The sequence below is a fragment of the Martinezella sp. CNPSo 3795 genome, assembly GCF_057784475.1.
This window is the reverse complement of record NZ_JBXSOQ010000013.1, coordinates 150,692-168,121: the sequence shown is the minus strand read 5'-3', so window position 1 is coordinate 168,121 and position 17,430 is coordinate 150,692. Positions and strand designations below refer to the sequence as shown.

Annotated in this window: 19 protein-coding genes and 1 tRNA gene; 9 read left to right on the top strand and 11 right to left on the bottom strand. The window is 59.8% G+C overall.

All coding sequences use genetic code 11. The annotated features are described in order from the left end of the window. The first annotated feature begins 75 nt into the window (after positions 1-75). A tRNA-Met gene (locus tag AC13QY_RS27760) sits at positions 76-152 on the top strand. A gap of 199 nt (positions 153-351) precedes the next feature. Here the strand turns inward: AC13QY_RS27760 and AC13QY_RS27755 are convergent. From AC13QY_RS27755 to AC13QY_RS27740, 4 genes are read right to left on the bottom strand one after another with little or no spacing between them, the layout of a single operon-like run. Continuing rightward, positions 352-1,410 (bottom strand): ABC transporter ATP-binding protein, encoded by a 1,059-nt coding sequence (locus tag AC13QY_RS27755; RefSeq protein ID WP_488494334.1) that lies wholly within the window; start codon positions 1,408-1,410, stop codon positions 352-354. A gap of 6 nt (positions 1,411-1,416) precedes the next feature. Beyond that, complete coding sequence (locus AC13QY_RS27750; protein ID WP_488494340.1) at positions 1,417-2,208, bottom strand: ABC transporter permease; 792 nt, start codon at positions 2,206-2,208, stop codon at positions 1,417-1,419. Beyond that, on the bottom strand, positions 2,208-3,032 hold the full coding sequence (locus AC13QY_RS27745; protein ID WP_488494333.1) for an ABC transporter permease: 825 nt from the start codon (positions 3,030-3,032) through the stop codon (positions 2,208-2,210). Before AC13QY_RS27745 ends, AC13QY_RS27750 begins: the two co-directional genes overlap by 1 nt. Positions 3,033-3,078: 46 nt before the next feature. Beyond that, the gene (locus AC13QY_RS27740) at positions 3,079-4,056 is read right to left on the bottom strand and encodes an ABC transporter substrate-binding protein (protein WP_488494339.1); all 978 of its coding nucleotides are present in this window, start codon (positions 4,054-4,056) and stop codon (positions 3,079-3,081) included. A 607-nt stretch (positions 4,057-4,663) separates the two neighbouring features. Between AC13QY_RS27740 and AC13QY_RS27735 the strand changes: the two genes are divergently transcribed. The 5 genes from AC13QY_RS27735 to AC13QY_RS27715 all read left to right on the top strand — a co-directional run bounded on the left by AC13QY_RS27735 (position 4,664) and on the right by AC13QY_RS27715 (position 10,029). Next, positions 4,664-6,541 (top strand): adenine deaminase, encoded by a 1,878-nt coding sequence (locus AC13QY_RS27735; RefSeq protein ID WP_488494332.1) that lies wholly within the window; start codon positions 4,664-4,666, stop codon positions 6,539-6,541. Positions 6,542-6,825: 284 nt separating this feature from the next. Further along, positions 6,826-7,599 (top strand): sugar phosphate isomerase/epimerase family protein, encoded by a 774-nt coding sequence (locus AC13QY_RS27730; RefSeq protein WP_488486726.1) that lies wholly within the window; start codon positions 6,826-6,828, stop codon positions 7,597-7,599. Between the two features lie 333 nt (positions 7,600-7,932). Next, positions 7,933-8,721, top strand: coding sequence for an EAL domain-containing protein (locus AC13QY_RS27725; protein WP_113333559.1), 789 nt, complete (start codon positions 7,933-7,935; stop codon positions 8,719-8,721). Between the two features lie 100 nt (positions 8,722-8,821). Continuing rightward, on the top strand, positions 8,822-9,409 hold the full coding sequence (locus tag AC13QY_RS27720; protein ID WP_269245698.1) for a helix-turn-helix domain-containing protein: 588 nt from the start codon (positions 8,822-8,824) through the stop codon (positions 9,407-9,409). A gap of 170 nt (positions 9,410-9,579) precedes the next feature. Continuing rightward, positions 9,580-10,029: a Ros/MucR family transcriptional regulator gene (locus AC13QY_RS27715; protein WP_113333561.1), complete on the top strand. Its 450-nt coding sequence runs from the start codon at positions 9,580-9,582 to the stop codon at positions 10,027-10,029. 209 nt (positions 10,030-10,238) lie between these two features. Here the strand turns inward: AC13QY_RS27715 and AC13QY_RS27710 are convergent, their stop codons facing one another. Further along, positions 10,239-11,846: an inorganic phosphate transporter gene (locus AC13QY_RS27710; protein WP_113333562.1), complete on the bottom strand. Its 1,608-nt coding sequence runs from the start codon at positions 11,844-11,846 to the stop codon at positions 10,239-10,241. Between the two features lie 240 nt (positions 11,847-12,086). Between AC13QY_RS27710 and AC13QY_RS27705 the strand changes: the two genes are divergently transcribed. Beyond that, positions 12,087-12,395: a GCG_CRPN prefix-to-repeats domain-containing protein gene (locus AC13QY_RS27705; protein ID WP_095433542.1), complete on the top strand. Its 309-nt coding sequence runs from the start codon at positions 12,087-12,089 to the stop codon at positions 12,393-12,395. Positions 12,396-12,467: 72 nt separating this feature from the next. Here the strand turns inward: AC13QY_RS27705 and AC13QY_RS27700 are convergent, their stop codons facing one another. Genes AC13QY_RS27700 through AC13QY_RS27690 form a run of 3 tightly spaced genes read right to left on the bottom strand, consistent with a single transcriptional unit; the run spans position 12,468 to position 14,091 of the window. Beyond that, positions 12,468-13,094 carry a hypothetical protein gene (locus AC13QY_RS27700; protein WP_488494331.1) on the bottom strand — a complete coding sequence of 209 codons (627 nt, stop codon included), beginning with the start codon at positions 13,092-13,094 and terminating at the stop codon, positions 12,468-12,470. A gap of 34 nt (positions 13,095-13,128) precedes the next feature. Continuing rightward, positions 13,129-13,869, bottom strand: coding sequence for a CbtA family protein (locus tag AC13QY_RS27695; RefSeq protein WP_488494330.1), 741 nt, complete (start codon positions 13,867-13,869; stop codon positions 13,129-13,131). Positions 13,870-13,881: 12 nt separating this feature from the next. Next, on the bottom strand, positions 13,882-14,091 hold the full coding sequence (locus AC13QY_RS27690; RefSeq protein ID WP_113333565.1) for a CbtB domain-containing protein: 210 nt from the start codon (positions 14,089-14,091) through the stop codon (positions 13,882-13,884). Positions 14,092-14,333: 242 nt separating this feature from the next. Between AC13QY_RS27690 and AC13QY_RS27685 the strand changes: the two genes are divergently transcribed. Beyond that, on the top strand, positions 14,334-14,900 hold the full coding sequence (locus AC13QY_RS27685) for a histidine phosphatase family protein (RefSeq protein ID WP_113333566.1): 567 nt from the start codon (positions 14,334-14,336) through the stop codon (positions 14,898-14,900). A 27-nt stretch (positions 14,901-14,927) separates the two neighbouring features. Further along, on the top strand, positions 14,928-15,206 hold the full coding sequence (locus tag AC13QY_RS27680; protein WP_488494329.1) for a hypothetical protein: 279 nt from the start codon (positions 14,928-14,930) through the stop codon (positions 15,204-15,206). Between the two features lie 239 nt (positions 15,207-15,445). On the opposite strand, the gene AC13QY_RS27675 is transcribed toward AC13QY_RS27680, so the two are convergent. The 3 genes from AC13QY_RS27675 to cyoC form a co-directional block, all read right to left on the bottom strand. Further along, entirely contained in the window at positions 15,446-16,210 is a 765-nt protein-coding gene (locus AC13QY_RS27675; RefSeq protein ID WP_488494328.1) for an SURF1 family protein, read from the bottom strand. Between the two features lie 185 nt (positions 16,211-16,395). Further along, positions 16,396-16,800 carry a cytochrome o ubiquinol oxidase subunit IV gene (gene cyoD / locus AC13QY_RS27670; protein ID WP_092714481.1) on the bottom strand — a complete coding sequence of 135 codons (405 nt, stop codon included), beginning with the start codon at positions 16,798-16,800 and terminating at the stop codon, positions 16,396-16,398. Continuing rightward, positions 16,797-17,426, bottom strand: coding sequence for a cytochrome o ubiquinol oxidase subunit III (cyoC, locus tag AC13QY_RS27665; RefSeq protein ID WP_095433549.1), 630 nt, complete (start codon positions 17,424-17,426; stop codon positions 16,797-16,799). The genes cyoD and cyoC overlap by 4 nt, the downstream gene beginning before the upstream one ends. Positions 17,427-17,430 lie beyond the last annotated feature (4 nt).

The following is a 17,430-nucleotide window of genomic DNA, read 5'->3' as shown; positions in this document are numbered from 1 at the left end:
GCTCCGCGGTTTATCGTGGATGACGCAAGCCTAAGGCTTGCTACTCGCGACAAATCGCTCCGCGATTTGCGCTGGCGCGGGGTGGAGCAGCCCGGTAGCTCGTCAGGCTCATAACCTGAAGGCCGCAGGTTCAAATCCTGCCCCCGCAACCAATATTACCCCTCAAAGGCCCGCCTAACGCCGGCTTTGTGCGTCTTGCCAACGCCTCATGCCTCCAAAACAACAGCAAACCAAACAATGCAGCAACACGGAACCAAGCGTCCCCCAATACACACAATAGCATTGGCGCAAAGGCTACCCGCCGATGGCGATTGCAATTATAGCTCACAAAAAGAGGTGGAAGCCTGAATTCTATTGCTCCGGCTGAAGAATGCAGCATTGCTCAGGCACGGGTACAAGCACGACGGCATCTCCGGCCGCCATCGGCTCCGACAAGGCGCCATTGGCGACGATAGCACCGGCCGCCGTTTCGCATTGGTATTGATAGGCGCGGCCGAGATAGGTGCGTGTTCCCAGAATCGCCGGCAGGCCGTTGCCTTCGCGTCGAACCGAAAGCCCGTCCGCGCGGCAGCCGAGGACAAAACTGTCCGGGATCGGCCCGAAATCGTCCTGCGACAGAATGATCCTTGCACCGCCCGCAGCCTCGGCTGTCACCACTGCGCCCGCCCGACCGACGACTTGCAGCGGCAGCAGGTTTTCGAAGCCGACGAAGCGGGCGACGAAGCTGTTGGCAGGCTTGCGGTAGAGGGTCTCCGGTGTGCCGAGCTGCATGATGCGACCGGCATTCATGATGGCGACGCGATCCGAGATTGAGAAGGCTTCCTCCTGATCGTGGGTCACGTAAAGCGAGGTCGTGCCATTGGCGCGCTGCAACTGGCGTATCTCGACGCGCATATCGACCCTGAGCTTGGCATCGAGGTTGGAGAGCGGTTCGTCGAACATCAGGAGCGGCGGCTCGATGACGAGGGCGCGCGCCAATGCGACACGCTGCTTTTGGCCACCGGAGAGTGCGCCGGGCAGGCGATCGCCGAGGCCGGAAAGGCCGACGCGCTCCAGCATGGCGGCTGCCTTTTGCCGGCGTTCCTGTGTCGGTATGCGGCGCTGCTTGAGGCCGAAGGCGACGTTCTCAAGTACCGTCAGATGCGGAAAGAGCGCGTAATTTTGGAACACCAGGCCGATATCCCGGGCATGTGCCGGCAGTGTCGTGAGATCGCGGTCACCGAGCTTGATCGTGCCGCTTGTCGGCTGCAGAAAGCCGGCGACGAGCCGCAACGTCGTCGTCTTGCCGCAGCCGCTTGAGCCGAGCAGCGAGACGAGCTCGCCGGCGGCGACGGAAAGCGAAAGATCCTGCAGGACGGCCGTCTTGCCGTAATGGGCGCTGATGGAATTGATGGAGAGCGATACGGTCACGGGCAGCTACTTCGTCAGGAATGTGAGGCCCAGGGTCGCCTCGACGATCGCCATGACGGCGACGGTGACGAGCATCAGCAGCACGGAAACCGAGGCGATGGTCGGGTCGAAGAACTGTTCCATGTGGGCAAGGATCTGGATCGGAAGGGTGGAGATGCCGGGGCCTGTCAGGAAGACCGAGACGGAGACATCGTTGATCGATGTGATGAAGGCAAGGATGAAGGCGGCAATGACGCCGGCGCGGATATTCGGCAGCACCACGGTCGTGAAGGCCTTCAGGGGTGGGCAACCGAGGCTGATCGCGGCCTCTTCGATCGAGAAATCGAAGCTCGCGAGGCTCGCGCTGACGACGCGCACCGAATAGGGCAGCACCAGTAGCGCATGGCCGATCAGGAGGCTCGGGAAGATCGGCAGCCCGAGCCCGATGGTGATCGATTTCATCAGTGAAAAGCCGAAGACGATTTCCGGAACGAGGATCGGCAGCACGAAGAGCGTCGAAAGCCAGCGCGGTAATTCAATCCTGTAACGGCTGATGGCATAGGCGGCGGGAATGCCGATCAGCAGCGACAGCGCCGTTCCGAGGAAGGCAAGCTCCAGGCTGGTGATCGCCGTCGTGCGGAAGGCCTCGATCTGGAAGATGTTCGAGAACCAGTGAAGCGTCAGGCCCTGCGGCGGGAAGGTGAGATAGGTCGTGTCGCTAAAAGCGGCGCCGATGATGATGATGAGCGGCGCCAGCAGGAACAGGAAGACGAGGGCGGTGAAAGCGATGAGCGCGGGATGGACCGTTCTTGTCATGATCACACTGCCATCGGGTTCAGCCGTCGCGCGAGACGGCTCATGATCGCGACAATGCCGATCGTGACCACCACCATGATGGCGGCGATCGTCGAGGTGCCGACCCAATCGAAGGTGACCATGGCGCGCTGATAGAGGAAGGTGCCCATCATCATCTGCTTTTCGCCGCCAAGCAGCTGCGGCGTGGCGTAGGAGGTGAAACTGCCGGTGAAAACCAGCACCGCGCCGACGATCAGGCCCGGCGTGGCAAGCGGCAGGATGACCTGCCGGAAGGTTGCGGCCGGCGTAGCACCGAGCGATGTCGCCGCCTGGATCAAATCCTGCGGTATGCCTTCAAGCACGCCGACAAGCGTCAGGATCATCAAGGGCACGAAGAGATAGACCATCGCGACGATCACAGAGCCTTCGGTATAGAGCATCGAGAGCGGCTCGCTGATGAGGCCGATCGACAAGAGGATGGTGTTCAGAATGCCGTTCTTGCCGAGAATGATCAGCCAGGCGAAGGAGCGCACGACGACGCCAGTCAGCAGCGGAAAGACGGCGGCGATGATCATCACGCTTTTGGCGCGGCCCGGCATCTGCGCGATGACATAGGCGGCGACGAAGCCGATAAACAGCGAGATCGCCGTCGTGATCAGCGCCACTTCGATCGTCCTGAAAAGCACGGTGCGGCGAAAGCCGCTGGAAAAGAAGGCGACGTAGGGGGAGAAAATCCCCTTGGGTTCGCCAAAAGTCGCCGCAATCGTAATGACGACGGGAACGAGCAGGAAGAGCGTTACGGCGAGAATCGCCGGCGCCGCCAAACCCCATTTCACCAAATGCTTCATCAACCAAATTCCGTGAGAACGCCGCATGAAGTGCGGCATGCCCCTGTTACATTCCGAAGATCTCGTTCCAGCGGTCGACCCAATCCGGTTGCGCCTCGATCAGCTTCTGATAGTCGATACGGCTGAGCTTGGCGATCATTTCGGCGCCGTAGGTCCAGAGCTTGGCCTTTTCCGGTGGCAGTATCACCTTGGTCGAGACCGGCGCATCGACGCCCTGTTCGGCTTCCGCCTGCTGCACGTCCTTCGACAGGATGAAGTTGATGAACTGATGCGCGAGCTCGACGTTTTCCGAGCCCTTCGGAATATTGACGGTGTTGAGGACGGCGATATCGCCATCCTTGAGATCGGCCCAGGCCATCGTCGGAACGGCCGATCGCAGGGATGACAGAACAAAATCCTGCGTTATCGCCACCTTGGCCTCACCCGTCGAGATCAGGTTCACCAGTTCGGAGCCGGTATTATAGTTCTTGACGACATTCGGCTTTAGCGCCTCGATAGCTTCGAAGGCCTTGTCGGCATCGGCATAGGGATCGGCGCCGGCATGCTTGCCGGCTTGGAGCACCGTCAGCGGCCCGCCCGTTGTGGTGATGCCGGGAAGCGAAACGGCGCCCTTCAGGTCGTCGCGCCAGAGATCGTTCCAGGAGGAAACCAGTGGGTTCACCTTCGCCGTATCATAGACGATACCAATGCGGCCGATCGTGTAGGCGGGGCCGTAATTGCCTTGCGGTGCCTTGGCGATATCGTAGAGATCGGCAAGGTTGGGGAGCTTGCTGCGGTCGACTTCCTGGAAGAGACCCTGCTGGATGCCGAGCTGCGAATAGCTGTCCGTGAGATAGATGACGTCGACGCCCTTACCGCCGCGCAGCTTCAGCTTGTTGAGGCGGTCGGCATTGTTGCCGGTTTCGAAAACGACATCGCAGCCGCAGATCTTCTTGAAGGGCTCGATGATGTTGGCCTGCATCTTCTCGCCATTATAGCCCCACCAGGAGATAGTCAGCGTCTTTGCCTGGGCGAAGCCCGGCATCGCAGTTGCCGCGGCAAGGAGAACAAATCCCGCGACACGGGCAAGGGTGAGGCCGTTCATTCTCTAAATCCTTTTGGTCAATGAAATCGGGCATATGTTTCAAGCTTGCAGGATACTATTTTTCGAGCACCGGCTTTACAAGCCCAACAAATGGGCAGGGTGGCGGTTTTTGCCTTTGATGGGATGAATATGTCGCGTCACGCTAGGACGTCTGGCCATTACACATCGTTGAGATCCGCGAACTCCTCTCCCTCCTCGGGAGAAGGGCTATCGCATATGAGCTGAAGTCGTTGCCACCTCCCCTTCTCCCCTCGGGGAGAAGGTGCCGACAGGCGGATGAGGGGGTGCCCACCAAACGCACAAAAATCCATGAATTCAAACTGATAGCCCCTCATCCGACCCTTCGGGTCACCTTCTCCCCGAGGGGAGAAGGAGCTTCCGGTGCCCATCCGCTCCATATGCGATAGCCCTGCTCCTTGGGAAAAGGAATAACGCAGCAATACCTTCATTTAACATGCGATTATTCTGCCGGTAGGTCAGGCAACTTTACACGCGGATCGGTCATCTCTACCCTCAATCGACCGAATATCCCTTAGGCATGCGTCCCATGACATCCCCGAAAACGACCCTTCCCGACGATCTGCTCATCAATGCGGAAGACGAAGTGCTGATCCGTCAGGATCTGACGCTGACCGCGCTCGGCCGCCGCCCTGCGGATCGCCTGCTGCGTGTCGGCAGGCTTTTGGATGTGCATAGCCGTACCTGGCTGGACGATCAGGAAATCGTCATCAAAGGCCGGCGGATCGCCTATGTCGGTCCGGCCGGCAGTTATCAGGGTGAGGTGAGCGAGCGTGTGCACGAGCCGCATCTCGCAGCCGTTCCCGGTTTCGGGGAAGCGCACAAGCATATCGAAAGCTCGCATCTGACGCCGGAATGGGAAGCGGCTTTGGTCATGCCGCATGGTGTCACCTGGACTTGCGAGGCGAGCCATGAGTTTTCCAATGTGAACGGCGCCCGCAATCTGGAATTCTGGCTGGCAGCGCGCCGCCGCGGCTCGCCGATGAAGATATTTCCTCTGCCGGGATCGGCCGTGCCGCCGACGGCTTACGAATGGGGCGGCGGTCACTTCGGCTATGACGAGCAGCAGTCGTTTCTGCGTGAAAGCCTGATGGTGGCCGGCCTTGACGAAGTCATGGACTGGCCGTCGGTGAGCAACCCGGAGAATCCGGCTTACGATCGCCTTTGGGGCATGATCCGGGCCACCTTCGAACAGCGCGGCGTGGTCGAGGGTCATGGCGCGGGCCTGCGCGATCTGGCGTCGATCAATGCTTTTGCCGGCGCCGGACTCGCTTCCGATCACGAGGGCTGGTTTCTCGACGAGATCTGGGAGAAGCTGACGCATGGCCTCTTCATCGAGCTCAGGCCGCATTCCCTGCCCGAGGTGATCAAGGGGTTGATCGATAAAGGCCTATCCGACTGGTCGCAGATCGCCTTCGTCACTGACGATCGCAGCGCCAGCGATACGCTGAAGATCGGCGCGACAGACTATAATGTCCGGCTGGCAATTGAGAATGGGTTGTCGCCGGAAATTGCCATTCAATGCGTGACGATCAATCCTGCCCGGCATATGCGGCTGACGCCATGGGTCGGCTCGATCGCGCCCGGCCGTTTTGCCGATATCGTGCTGCTGGACGATGTGAAGACGCTGTCGATTGCCAAGGTCTGGGCCGATGGCAAGCCGGCAGCCGAAGGCAAGGCCTTCGTCGGCGTTCGCCCGGAGATCGACTGGCCGGCATGGGCAACGCAGACGGTCCGCATCGACCGGACCGTCATGGCGGAAGATTTTCGCATTGCCGCTCCATCAGCGTCCGACACGGCCACGGCCGCACTGCTGCGGCCGTTTCACTGGGCCGATGATTTCATCACGATGGATCTGCCGGTTCGCGATGGCGCCGTTCAGCGCGATCATGATCGTAACGTCACGAAATTCGCGATCGTCGACCGCTTTTCCGGCGAGGCCAAGGTCGCGCGCATGTTCTGGCTGGGCACTGGCCCGCGCACGCCGGATACCGCCCTTGGCGCAACGCTCGGCCACGATAAGCACAATATCTGGGTGGTCGGCTCCTCCGATGAAGCCATGGCCATGGTCGCCAATGCGCTGAAGGATCAGCAGGGCGGCTGGGTGCTGGTTTCGGGCGGAAAGGTCGTCGCCCGTGTCCGCTATGAAGTCGGCGGTCTGATGACGGCGCGCTCGGCCGAGGAGCTGGATGCGGAGATGCAGGCGCTGTATAAGGCCGGCGCCGAGATCGATTGGATGTATGAGCCGACCTTCTCACCGCGCTGGTGGCCGGGCTTTCCTGAGCGGCTTTCCTTCGCGACGCTCACCTGCGCGCCCTGGCGCTGGGTTCTGGTCGCGCCCTCCGAAAGGGCGCCGGAAGGTTTCGTCAATGTCGCAACCGGGGAAACGCATCCGATCGTCTGGTGATGGATATCCGGCTTGCTTATTGTGAATATCCCTCGCCGCGCCTTTGATCGTTGATGAGCTGCCCCACGGGGTGGATTGCGATCGGTGCTTGACGGCCGAAGCCAGCTCCTTAATTATCCGTTTGGTTACTTATGTCGAGCCGCAGACCGCGGATGGGTGGAGCGTATCCATCCGCGCATTGAGCGGGTGCCGACCGGGCGGAGGAGGCTCTGGTGATCACAGTTGATAGTGACAGGTCGCGGACAATGTTGGCATTTTCCACACTGGGATGTGCGGAATTCGAATTGAGCGAAGCCCTCGGATTGGCAGCGAAGCATGGCATCGGCGCCATCGAAATCCGCGCCCTTGGCGGCACTGTCGATCTGGTTGCCTATTTCACCGAAAGGTTCGGTTCTCCGGCCGGCTTGGCCAAAGTGCTGCAGGCCTCTCCCGTTAGCGTCTGTGCCTTCAATACTTCGCTGCGTCTTGTCGGCGCGACAGCGCAGGCGAAGGAGGAGTTCCTGCGCTATCTTCCATGGGCGGAGGCCGTCGGCGTTCGTTCGCTCCGGGTTTTCGACGGCGGCGAAACCGCCGACAAGGGCGAGCTGGCCGAGGCGCTGGCGACGCTGCAATGGTGGCGTGAGACTGCGGAGCGTGAAGGCTTTCATGCCGCTATGGTCGTCGAGACACATGATTTTCTTGCATTGCCGGACGCTATTCCACGCTTCCTTGAAATAGCGCCCGATTGCGCTCTTATCTGGGATACGCATCATACTTGGCGCAAGGGCGGGCAAGATCCCGTCGAAACCTGGAAGCAGGTTCGGCGCAACACGCACCATCTCCACATCAAGGACAGCGTTTCCGTGCCGGGGCCGAGACTGCCCTACAGTTACGTGTTGCCCGGTACCGGCGAGTTCCCGATGGCGGCACTGCGGTCAGCGCTCGATGCCGATGGTTATGCCGGCATCATGAGTCTGGAGTGGGAAAGATTGTGGCACCAGGATCTGCCGCCTCTGGATTTAGCCCTGCAGGCGGCGCGGCAAAGTGGCTGGTGGTCCCAGACGGCAAGTGCTGAATAATTGTTGAAGAGCATTAATATTTTAGTTTAGTTGTGCGGGAGAAGCTGCGCGGAGATTGACTTTTGCAGCGCTAGTTAATTAGTGTATTAGCAATTATTAAATAACTATCTCGTAGGCATATCCGTGCCGGGTTGACTATGGTCTTCGGCGCAATATTTCCAGCTCGATGAAGGGGGCCTCAATGATTGAGGTTTGAGGGTGTCTGGAAGATGGAAGAAGCGGATTATAGACACCGGAATCCGATGTTTCGGAGCGAGACGCGCCGTTCATCATCTGCTGTTTCCTGCTCCTGGATGTTCCTCGATCACCGCGTCGCCCCGAAAGGGAAATCCGATGAACGGTAGTGCAAGCCGCGAGGAGGAGGGGCATGGAGCCCTGATCTTGAAGGCGATCGCTGAAGGTGGCCTGGGTTTTGCGGCGCAATGGATTCATGATGCCGGAAATGTCGGCAAGGTATTCTACGCGGAAAGCCTGGCGCGCGTAACGGACTCGGACGGCACCGTGCACACGGCCGGCACCTTCGTCTCGCTGCTCGAGCGGCAGGATCGCTGGTTCGATCTCGATCTGCGCATTCTGGATATGGTGCTGTCCGATCTGACTGCGGATGAGGCGCTGGTTCTCGGTTTCAATCTTTCCGCCACCAGCCTGTCGCGCCGTGATCGGTTCGCCGATGTATTCGGCCGAATCAGCCGCCGCCCGGAGCTTGCTTCGCGCCTCATCATCGAGGTCACCGAAAGTTATCCCGTGGTTGGCGCATCCATCGAACGCATGAAGATGATCCGTGACCTCGGCTGTCGTATCGCCATTGACGATTTCGGGTCGGGTTTCGCCACGCCGGCATCGCTGTTGCAGGTGCCCGCCGATATCGTCAAGATCGATGCAGCCTTTGTGTGGGATAACAGGCAAGGGCGCGACGGAAGCGACAGCCTCTCCCATCTCGTCGGTTTTGCCGCCTGCTTTGCTCCCTTTGTCGTCGTCGAGGGTATCGAAACCAGCTCCCAACTCGATGTGGCGCGGGAAGCGGGCGCAACGCATGTACAGGGCTTCCTGCTGTCGAAGCCGGTTTCCTTGGCCCAGCTCCGGCGCTATAAGCGGAAAGCCGTCTTGCGGGGGGTGGAATGATTTTCCCGCCGAATATGACCGCGATCTCCAAACCTTATGCGTGGCGTATGTATGCCGGTCTTTCGCCGAAGCCTGCCATCAGGGCCTTGCAGGTGAGGTCATGATGAAGCAGCCGGCTTTCACATCGGCCTATCAGATCTCGGCGGCTCGGGCTGCGAGCGAGCTCAAGACGAAGACATTGCTGCGCGCTTTTGTGAGCCGGCTTCGCATCGTCTTTTCCGGGAGCGGCGAGCTGGTCGCCACATTCGTCGGCGGAACCGAGCCGCATGTCCTTATCTGCGATCAGGCGGCAGAAGCGATTGGCCGCGTCAGCATAGATGCCGAGACCGGGCTCTACGTCCTGTGCGAGCTCGGCGGTCATGCTGATGATGTCGTTATCGTGACCGCAAGCGAAAATCGATTGATCGAGGAGATCACCCTCCATCTTGGCGATGGCCGTTTGCTGCAGGGAGCGGTCGATACCGCCGTCAGCAGCCTCGTCGGCCAGACGATGGAGGATGTCGAGCGCAAACTTATTCTCCAGACGCTGCAGCATTGCGGCGGAGATCCCACTCATACGGCGTTCATGCTCGGCATGCCGCTCGTCACTCTTTGCAACAAGCTGGCGGTCTACTTCTCGGACTCCGCCGGCGAACTGCCGCAGACCGCTGCGGATATGGGATACGGAGCGAAAAGCTACCGGCTGTGATTGCGCACGCATTTCATGCGGTCGCATTGTACCCCGGTTACCAAACCGGGATCGCGCCCCTGGAACAGGGCGCAAATCGAAACGGCGCGCTGCCCGGCTGCGGGTATCGCGCATGATGCAATTCGAGCGGGGCGGCGCACGAGGAACCAAATGAGATCCGGGAAAAGATCATGGATTCTTTCAGCGAAAGAAAAGACCCCGCCCCCCAGAAGACGCCTGCTTTGTTCGATGGCTGCGTGAAGATCGTTTCGGCCTATGTCAGCCATAATGCCATCCCTGTTCACAGCCTCCCCAGGCTTATCAAGGATATTCACGAGGCGCTGCAAACGTTGGATGGGTCGGCTTCGATCGTCGATCGAAGCAACCTGGTGCCGGCGGTGGATTTGAAGAAATCGGTAACAAACGACTACATCGTCTGCCTCGAAGACGGCAAACGCTTCAAGACCCTGAAGCGCCATTTGCGCGTGCATTATGGCATGACGCCCGAGGAATACAGACAGAAATGGGGACTTGCTCCCAACTATCCGATGGTTGCTCAGAATTACGCCAACCGTCGCTCGGAACTTGCCAAGATTTCCGGCCTCGGTGCGAACGGCAACAAGAGGGAAGGCGTCGGCTGAAGCAATCCGTTAACAGGCGCCTCATGCGCTCCTGACGGCTCGGCTTCGATGCTCCGTGGGAATGCAGGCGGATCTCGCGAACGCTTTCAATGCGTTTTGCGATGCCGGTCGCAGTGCCGTGTCCGTCGGCGGAATGCTGCAAATGAAATGACGCCCCGTCAGGGGCGCCATAGTCTTATCGAGAATGTTCGACGTCTTTATCGCGACGATTAGAAGACCTGGCGCAGCACGACGAACAGCACGAAGGCAAGCGCGATCGAGGCCGGCAGCGTTAGGATCCAGGCCATCAGCATGTTGCGCACGGTCGACCATTGCAGGCCGGAACCGTTGGCGGCCATGGTGCCGGCGACGCCGGAGGACAGGACGTGCGTGGTCGAGACCGGCAGGCCGAGATGGTCGGCAGCACCGATCGTCAGCATGGCGACGACTTCGGCGGCGGCACCCTGGCCGTAGGTCAGGTGCGTCTTGCCGATCTTTTCGCCGACGGTGACGACGATGCGCTTCCAGCCGACCATGGTGCCGAGGCCGAGCGCCAAGGCGACGGCAACCTTCACCCAGAGCGGGATGAACTTGGTCGCGTGATCGACGGCGGCATGATAGTTCGTGACGGCCTTCAGGTCGTCGGCGCTCATCGGCAGCAGCTTCTGCTTGTCGATGAGCTTCAGCGATTCACCGATCAGGTAGATATCGTTACGAACGTTGCCGACGAGCCCGTTTGGCAGCTTCTCGACGCTTGGATAGGCGGCGATCTCGGCGCTCGTGGCATGAATGTATGCTTGAAGAGCCGGCGTCGTCGCGTCCGTCCAGGTCTTGGTCTTGACGGCACTGCTGACAGCGGCCTTCGGATCGGCCGGAGCGGCAACGCCCGGTTTCACGTACTTGCCAAGCACGGTCTCAACCTGCGTTGAGGCAGCCTTGTAAGCTTCGAGATAGTTGACATCGGGTGTGCGGTTCAGCGCGAAAGCCGTCGGCACGAGGCCGATGAGGATAAGCATGATGAGGCCCATGCCCTTCTGGCCGTCGTTCGAGCCGTGAGCGAAGCTGACGCCGGTGCAAGTGAAGATCAGCAGGCCGCGGATCCAGATCGGTGGCGGCGTATTGCCTTTCGGCGCTTCATAAAGCTCCTTGTTGCGGATCAGCACCTTGGCGACCAGCAGCAATATTGCAGCTGCGGCAAAGCCAATGATCGGCGACAGGAGCAGCGACATGCCGACGTTGCTTGCCTGTGACCAGTCGACACCGCTGGTGGCGGAGCCGGCGGGTGCCAGGAACTGGTTGGCGAGGCCGACCCCGATGATCGAGCCGACGAGCGTATGCGAACTCGAGGCCGGCAAGCCGAGATACCAGGTGCCGAGGTTCCAGATGATGGCGGCGGTCAGCAGGGCGAAGACCATGGCGAGACCGGAGCCGGAGCCGACTTGCAGGATGAGTTCGACCGGCAGCAGCGCCAAGATGCCGAAGGCGACGGCGCCTGAAGACGTGAGAACACCGAGGAAGTTGAAGAAGCCCGACCATATGACGGCGAATTCCGCCGGCAGCGAGCGCGTATAGATGACAGTGGCGACGGCGTTGGCAGTATCGTGGAAGCCGTTGACGAATTCGAAGCCGAGCGCGATCAGCAGCGCCAGGCCGAGCAGGATCCACGGAACGGCGGCGGCTTCGGCGAGGTCGCTGCCAAGAGCATAGCCGACATAGGCAAGGCCGGCCAGCACGACGACACCGAAGATCGGCAGAAACCATTTTGCCGAACTACCGGCGCCGTGAATTGGATGGTTGGCATTGCCACCCTCCGAAGTGTTTGAAGCGAGGTCGACCATCCCAAACTCCTTTATGGCAATTGATATCGTTGGTGTAAGCCTCCTTCATGAAACTCTCGTGACGCGCGAGTAGGTTGCGGCTGGCTGCAAATACCGGCAACAGGACGCTTTTTTGGCTGCGGTCAGGCGTTTGGTCTGATCTTGATTTCGCCGTCAAATGACCTTTTTCGGTTCAGCCGGCGTTCATACCTTAGGGGGTTAAATCCCGCATGTAAGGGACTTGGATAGAGGGCCATCAAAATGAGATCGTCCGTGATTGCCATCGCTGCCTTGTTTGGCAGCCTGGTTGTATCTTCGGCAGAGGCAATGCCTATCCCAGCCGTTGGGACAGCGGCCTCAGCGCCGATCGTGAAAGTTGACTATGCCTGCGGTCGTGGCTGGCACCTGACGCGCTGGGGCGAATGCCGCCCCAATCGCTGGGGTCCGCCGCCCCGGCGCTGGGGGTACTACAGGCCGCCACCGCCGCCGCCATGGGGCTGGCACGGCCATCGCCATCATCGCGATGGCTGGCGCGATGACCGTTGGCGCGATCGCCCGCGTTACTGGTAAGATCAGAAACACCGCCGCATCTTGCGGCGGTGTTTTGTTAAGGCCAGTTCGAGGAACAGTGCGCAGCGGTTCCTAAGATTGAGCTTGCGCCCGCAATGCGCGCGCTCCTAACCATAGCCCTGCAAGTACGAACAGGCTGGCCGATAAGATCGCAGCAAGGCTTTTCGCATGAAGCGCGATATCTGCAAGCTTCGGCCGGATGAGATCGGCCGTGTTGAAGTTCTCGCCGCTGAATTTGCACAGGACGAGCGAGAGATTATTGCGCACGAGTGCCATATCGATATCGGAGACGAGGTCGTCGACCGGTTCCTTTTCCACTTTCATCACGCGCATCTGCAGCAGCACTGCTTTTGCAGCCGCAAAATAGGCGTGCGAACATTCGTTGAAAGGGCTTTCCTCGTCGCTGACGCTGCCTGGCATCACGCCCCATAGGCAATAGGCGCGCTGGATCTGCGCGAAGTTCAAGAGACGGCGGAAGGTTTCGTCGGTATCCGATATGCTCTCGGCAAGCGAGATGATCCGCCCGTAATAGGGAGCGATCACCGCCATCTCGCCATGGGTGAGACTGGGAATCGGGATGCCGGCCTGGCTGCCGGAGGAGCCGCCGCCATGTGCGGCAACCGAAGCTGGCCAACCTGCAACGATGAGACAGAAGATTGCAAATAGGACGCCACCTGGATACGGGCGTCTCCCGCGCATGTTGCCATGCGCGGGATGCGATCTATTTACCACACTAAGCCCGGCGTAGGGCCGCATTGCCGTAGCGTGTCTGCGGCAACTGACGTTCCGCCCAGGCTCCGAAGGCAAGACCGAGCGTCGTCCAGAGAATGGCGTGCATGCCGAGCGAGGTGACGCGGAAGCGCCAGAGCACGACGGCGGAAAACTGCTCGGGCACTTCGTTGATGGGGGGAAGCAGATATTGGATCAGCGCGATGAAGGCGATGTAGCCAATGCCGGCAATGATCGCACCGTTCCAGGAACCATATCGCGCCGCCAGCCTCCGACCGAAGCCGACGGCGACGATCATGCCGATGACGGAGGCAACGATCATGATGAAGAACAGTTCCGTTCTCGCGCCGATCGTATCGGGATTGCCGACGGCCGGCGGATTTGCCGGATACTTGAGATCGGGCACGAGCGAAATCGTCACGAAAGCGGCGAGCGCGAGCAGCGCTGCCGTGCCGCGCGCACCCAAGGGGCTGATGCGGCCGTAGATGAAGGAGAAAACCAGCGCGAACAATCCGCCGATTGCGGTGGAAAAGATCACGCTGCCGGTGAAGAGACCGATGCCCGCCTGCGTAGCGCGGCTGACAATCTCTGGTTCAGGAGCTTCGCCGGCCGCCTGCGCGGCCTTTTCTTCAAACCCGATGGCCCAGTCGACCAGCGGTTCGCCGAAGATGTGGGCAAAAGCAAAAACGAAAATACCGGCCAAGGCCCCGACGATCATGCCGCGGAGCAAAAGACGTCCAACCATGTGCTTGAACCCTTAGTGGCAGGGGAAGCCGAGAAGGTGGCGGGCATCATGCACGAATTCGTGCACATACATGCCCGAGAAGAGCGAGGTCGCGCCTTCCTCTGCACCGATGAAATAGATCGCGAGCAGCATCAGCAGGCCGGCAAAAATGGCCCAGGGCAGGATTTGGCCGAGCGGAATCGGCTGCGGAACTGCGGATGGGGCGAAAGTGGTGTCGGACATTGTATTTCCCTCGTTAAGAAAAGCGCGTTCCATTTGCGGAAGGGTTCGTGCGGGAAGGGTCTGGCTCTCGAAGGCGAAGTTTCCGTCATCGATTACAGTGGCGCGACCGCGCCGGGTTTCCACCGGCTTCCACACCCGCAAGTGCAAGTTTATAGCTATCTGCAAATATAATTGTCAATCAAGCGCCACTGCGATGCGAAATCGCGACAAGAGCGCACCAGGGGATGGAATAGAGGAGTTTCATGAAAACGCGTTTGAGCTGGATTTGCCATGGGGCAACGCAAGCCAATCGGAATGGCTGCTTTCCGGATGACGAACCCTTGGAGGCGAAGGCGGCTCAGCAGGCTCAATCCTTATCCTTCGGGCTGGGGGCGATCGATCGGGTCTGGGCGAGCCCGGCTCTGCGCGCGCGCCAGACCGCCGCGGTCCTCGGTCTCGACGCTATCCCGGATGTCGCCTTGCGCGAATGCGATTATGGCGACTGGCGGGGGCAATCGCTAGCCGAACTGCATGAAAGGGATGCGGAGTCCCTCGCGCTCTGGATGACGGACACGTCGGTCGCGCCGCATGGCGGCGAAGCCCTCTTGTCGGTCATGAAACGCGTCAGCGAATGGATGGGAAATCATATCGAGGATGCCGGCCATATCGTCGTCATCACCCATGCGAGCGTCATTCGCTCTGCCGTTCTGCAGGCCTTGCAGGCGCCGCCTGCAGCATTCTGGGCTGTTGATGTCGAGCCGTTCGGGATTGTCGAAATGACGAGTGACGGCCGGCGCTGGCAGCTTCGCTTCCCGAAGATGACGATCTAAGGTCTGTGGGATTCACGTTGGCTTGATGTGATTCAAGCCTTTGATGGACCGTTTATTCTGACTGACGCCCAATGGGCGAAGATGGCGTCGTATTGTCTGGCAACCAACCGATCCGGACGTAGCGGCAGTGACAAACTGTGTTCGGTGGGCGCTTACGATCCGCTGGTTTCGTTATTTCTTCTTTCCTTGATCATGATGCCATTTGATGGCGAAGAACATGCCCGTGCCCAACACGAGAACTTTGAACGTAATGAAGACTATAGGGAACCAATCCATTATTTTGAATATTTCCAGGCTATTACTTGACACTATCTATCGTGAGGAGCGCTAACTCAAAACTGCTGCTTCAGCAGCTTCATCTTTTGTTCAAACCATCGCCGAATCCAACTTCGATCATAACATTCCCATCCACACGGCATAAATGGTGCTATCACCCATCTCGCCGCAGCCGCCCTTAATTCACGATGAATCCCCACAGACCTTTGAGTAGTTTCGGCAAAAGCGCGGTTTGGCATCGGAAATTACGTGAAAGCAAAGGGTGGCGATCAACGGGCCACTTTTGCCCGCTGCCGCTCGAAATAGACGAGATAGACGGCCAGCCCTAATGTCATGGTAGCCAGTCCATACCAGGTGATGGCATAGACGAGATGGCTGTTGTGGAAGGTGATCTGCGTCAGCCCGCCCACGGGCAATCCGCCGGGATTTTTCGCATCGTCGGCATCGATGAAGTAGGGCGCCACGTTCTGCAGCCCCCGGGCCTCGGCGATGGCTGCCACGTCGCGCGAATACCAGCGCTCCTCCGCCGGCACGTTCGAACGCAGCAGCGTGCCTTTGGGCTCGCTGATACGCAATAGGCCGGTAACGGTGGTCTCACCGGAAATCTCGCCTTCGGCGCGCGTCGCCGGATTGCGCTTCTCTGTGGGAACGAAGCCGCGGTTGATGATGATGATCGTGCCATCTGCAAGCTTTAGCGGCGTCAGCACCCAATAGCCTGCGCCGAGGGCGGTCGAGGCATAGACCTGCACTTGCTTGTCGTTGAGGAAAGTGCCGCTTGCCTGCACATGCTTGTATTCGGAGTTTTCGGCCGTGATATCGGCCCATTGCGTCGGGCCGGGTGCCTGAACCGGCGGCGCATGCACGCGTGCATCGACCCGGGCGATCAGATCCAGCTTCCAATGCAGCCGCTTCACTTGCCAGGTGCCGAGACCGATGAGGAGGGCCGTCAGAAGCAGAAGCAGCGACACCCAGATGACCAGGGTCAGCGTCGAGCGCGGCTTGCCCTGAGAAGTGTTCGAGGGAATATCGGTCATGGCGCTGATCTCCGGGGAGGCGCTGCCGCATGATTTCGGGAGGTTCAATTCTCTTCGCTGAAGATCATGCGCGGTCGGGAAGATTTGGCTGCGGCTTTCGGCATTTCAAGCATGCAACGCGCAGCACCCGGCGGATTTCACGCCGGAAGAGGGCGGGCCTTCGCCTGAAGGCCCGCCGTTGGAATTTACGGCATGTTGCGCATCATCTCGGGCGACATGGGCATCATGTTCGCGTTGAGGTGATGCATGACCCAGAGCGAGCCGGACAGCGCGATGATGACGATCACGATCGTAAAGATCAGCGCCATCATGTTCCAGCCGCCTTCTGAGCGGGTGTTCATGTGCAGGAAGTAGATCATGTGCACGACGATCTGGATCGCACCGAGGATCATGACGATCGCTCCGGTGACGGCCGGATCGGGGATGACCTTGGCCATGACCAGCCAGAAGGGAATGGCGGTCAGGATGACGGAGAGGATAAACCCCGTCATGTAGCTCTTGAAGGTGCCGTGCGCCGCCTCGTGGCCGCCATGGTGATCGTGGCCGTGGGCGTCGCCGGAATGATGCGAATGGTTAGCGTTCGAGCTCATCCGAGAACTCCCATGAGGTAGACGAGAGAAAACACGCCGATCCAGACGACGTCCAGGAAGTGCCAGAACATCGAAAGGCACATCAGGCGGCGCTTGTTTTCCGGGATCAATCCATAGCGGCCGACCTGCACCATCAGCGTGATCAGCCAGACGATACCGGTGGTGACGTGCAGACCGTGCGTGCCGACCAGCGTGAAGAAGGCCGAGAGGAATGCACTGCGCTGCGGGCCGGCACCATCGAGGATCAAGTGATAGAACTCGTAGAGTTCGAAGAAGATGAAGAGGGCGCCGAAGATGCCCGTAATCGTCAGCCACATCAGCGTGCCCGACTTGTTATCCTTCTCCATTGCCAGCATGGCGAAGCCATAGGTGATGGAGGAGAAGAGCAGCATCGCCGTGTTGAGGGCGACGAGCGGCAGCTCGAAGAGGTCGGCCGGCGACGGGCCGGCCGCATAGCTGTGGCCGAGCACGGCGAAGGTGGCGAAGAGGACTGCGAAGATCAGGCAGTCGCTCATGATGTAGATCCAGAAGCCCAGCATGGTGCTGCCTTCCGGATGATGCTCTTCCGTCATGTAGAAGGCGGGTGTTTCGCCATCCTTGGGAGCGTGTGCGGTTGGGGTCGTCATAAGT

Coding starts and splice junctions, on each gene's coding strand:
- AC13QY_RS27685 (WP_113333566.1), top strand. CDS start 14,334: ATGAAAACGCGTTTGAGCTGGATTTGCCATGGGGCAACGCAAGCCAAT.
- cyoC (WP_095433549.1), bottom strand. CDS start 17,426: ATGACGACCCCAACCGCACACGCTCCCAAGGATGGCGAAACACCCGCC.
- AC13QY_RS27705 (WP_095433542.1), top strand. CDS start 12,087: ATGAGATCGTCCGTGATTGCCATCGCTGCCTTGTTTGGCAGCCTGGTT.
- AC13QY_RS27715 (WP_113333561.1), top strand. CDS start 9,580: ATGGATTCTTTCAGCGAAAGAAAAGACCCCGCCCCCCAGAAGACGCCT.
- AC13QY_RS27735 (WP_488494332.1), top strand. CDS start 4,664: ATGACATCCCCGAAAACGACCCTTCCCGACGATCTGCTCATCAATGCG.
- AC13QY_RS27675 (WP_488494328.1), bottom strand. CDS start 16,210: ATGACCGATATTCCCTCGAACACTTCTCAGGGCAAGCCGCGCTCGACG.
- AC13QY_RS27710 (WP_113333562.1), bottom strand. CDS start 11,846: ATGGTCGACCTCGCTTCAAACACTTCGGAGGGTGGCAATGCCAACCAT.
- AC13QY_RS27745 (WP_488494333.1), bottom strand. CDS start 3,032: ATGAAGCATTTGGTGAAATGGGGTTTGGCGGCGCCGGCGATTCTCGCC.
- AC13QY_RS27690 (WP_113333565.1), bottom strand. CDS start 14,091: ATGTCCGACACCACTTTCGCCCCATCCGCAGTTCCGCAGCCGATTCCG.
- AC13QY_RS27695 (WP_488494330.1), bottom strand. CDS start 13,869: ATGGTTGGACGTCTTTTGCTCCGCGGCATGATCGTCGGGGCCTTGGCC.
- cyoD (WP_092714481.1), bottom strand. CDS start 16,800: ATGAGCTCGAACGCTAACCATTCGCATCATTCCGGCGACGCCCACGGC.
- AC13QY_RS27720 (WP_269245698.1), top strand. CDS start 8,822: ATGATGAAGCAGCCGGCTTTCACATCGGCCTATCAGATCTCGGCGGCT.
- AC13QY_RS27740 (WP_488494339.1), bottom strand. CDS start 4,056: ATGCCGGGCTTCGCCCAGGCAAAGACGCTGACTATCTCCTGGTGGGGC.
- AC13QY_RS27725 (WP_113333559.1), top strand. CDS start 7,933: ATGAACGGTAGTGCAAGCCGCGAGGAGGAGGGGCATGGAGCCCTGATC.
- AC13QY_RS27700 (WP_488494331.1), bottom strand. CDS start 13,094: ATGCGCGGGAGACGCCCGTATCCAGGTGGCGTCCTATTTGCAATCTTC.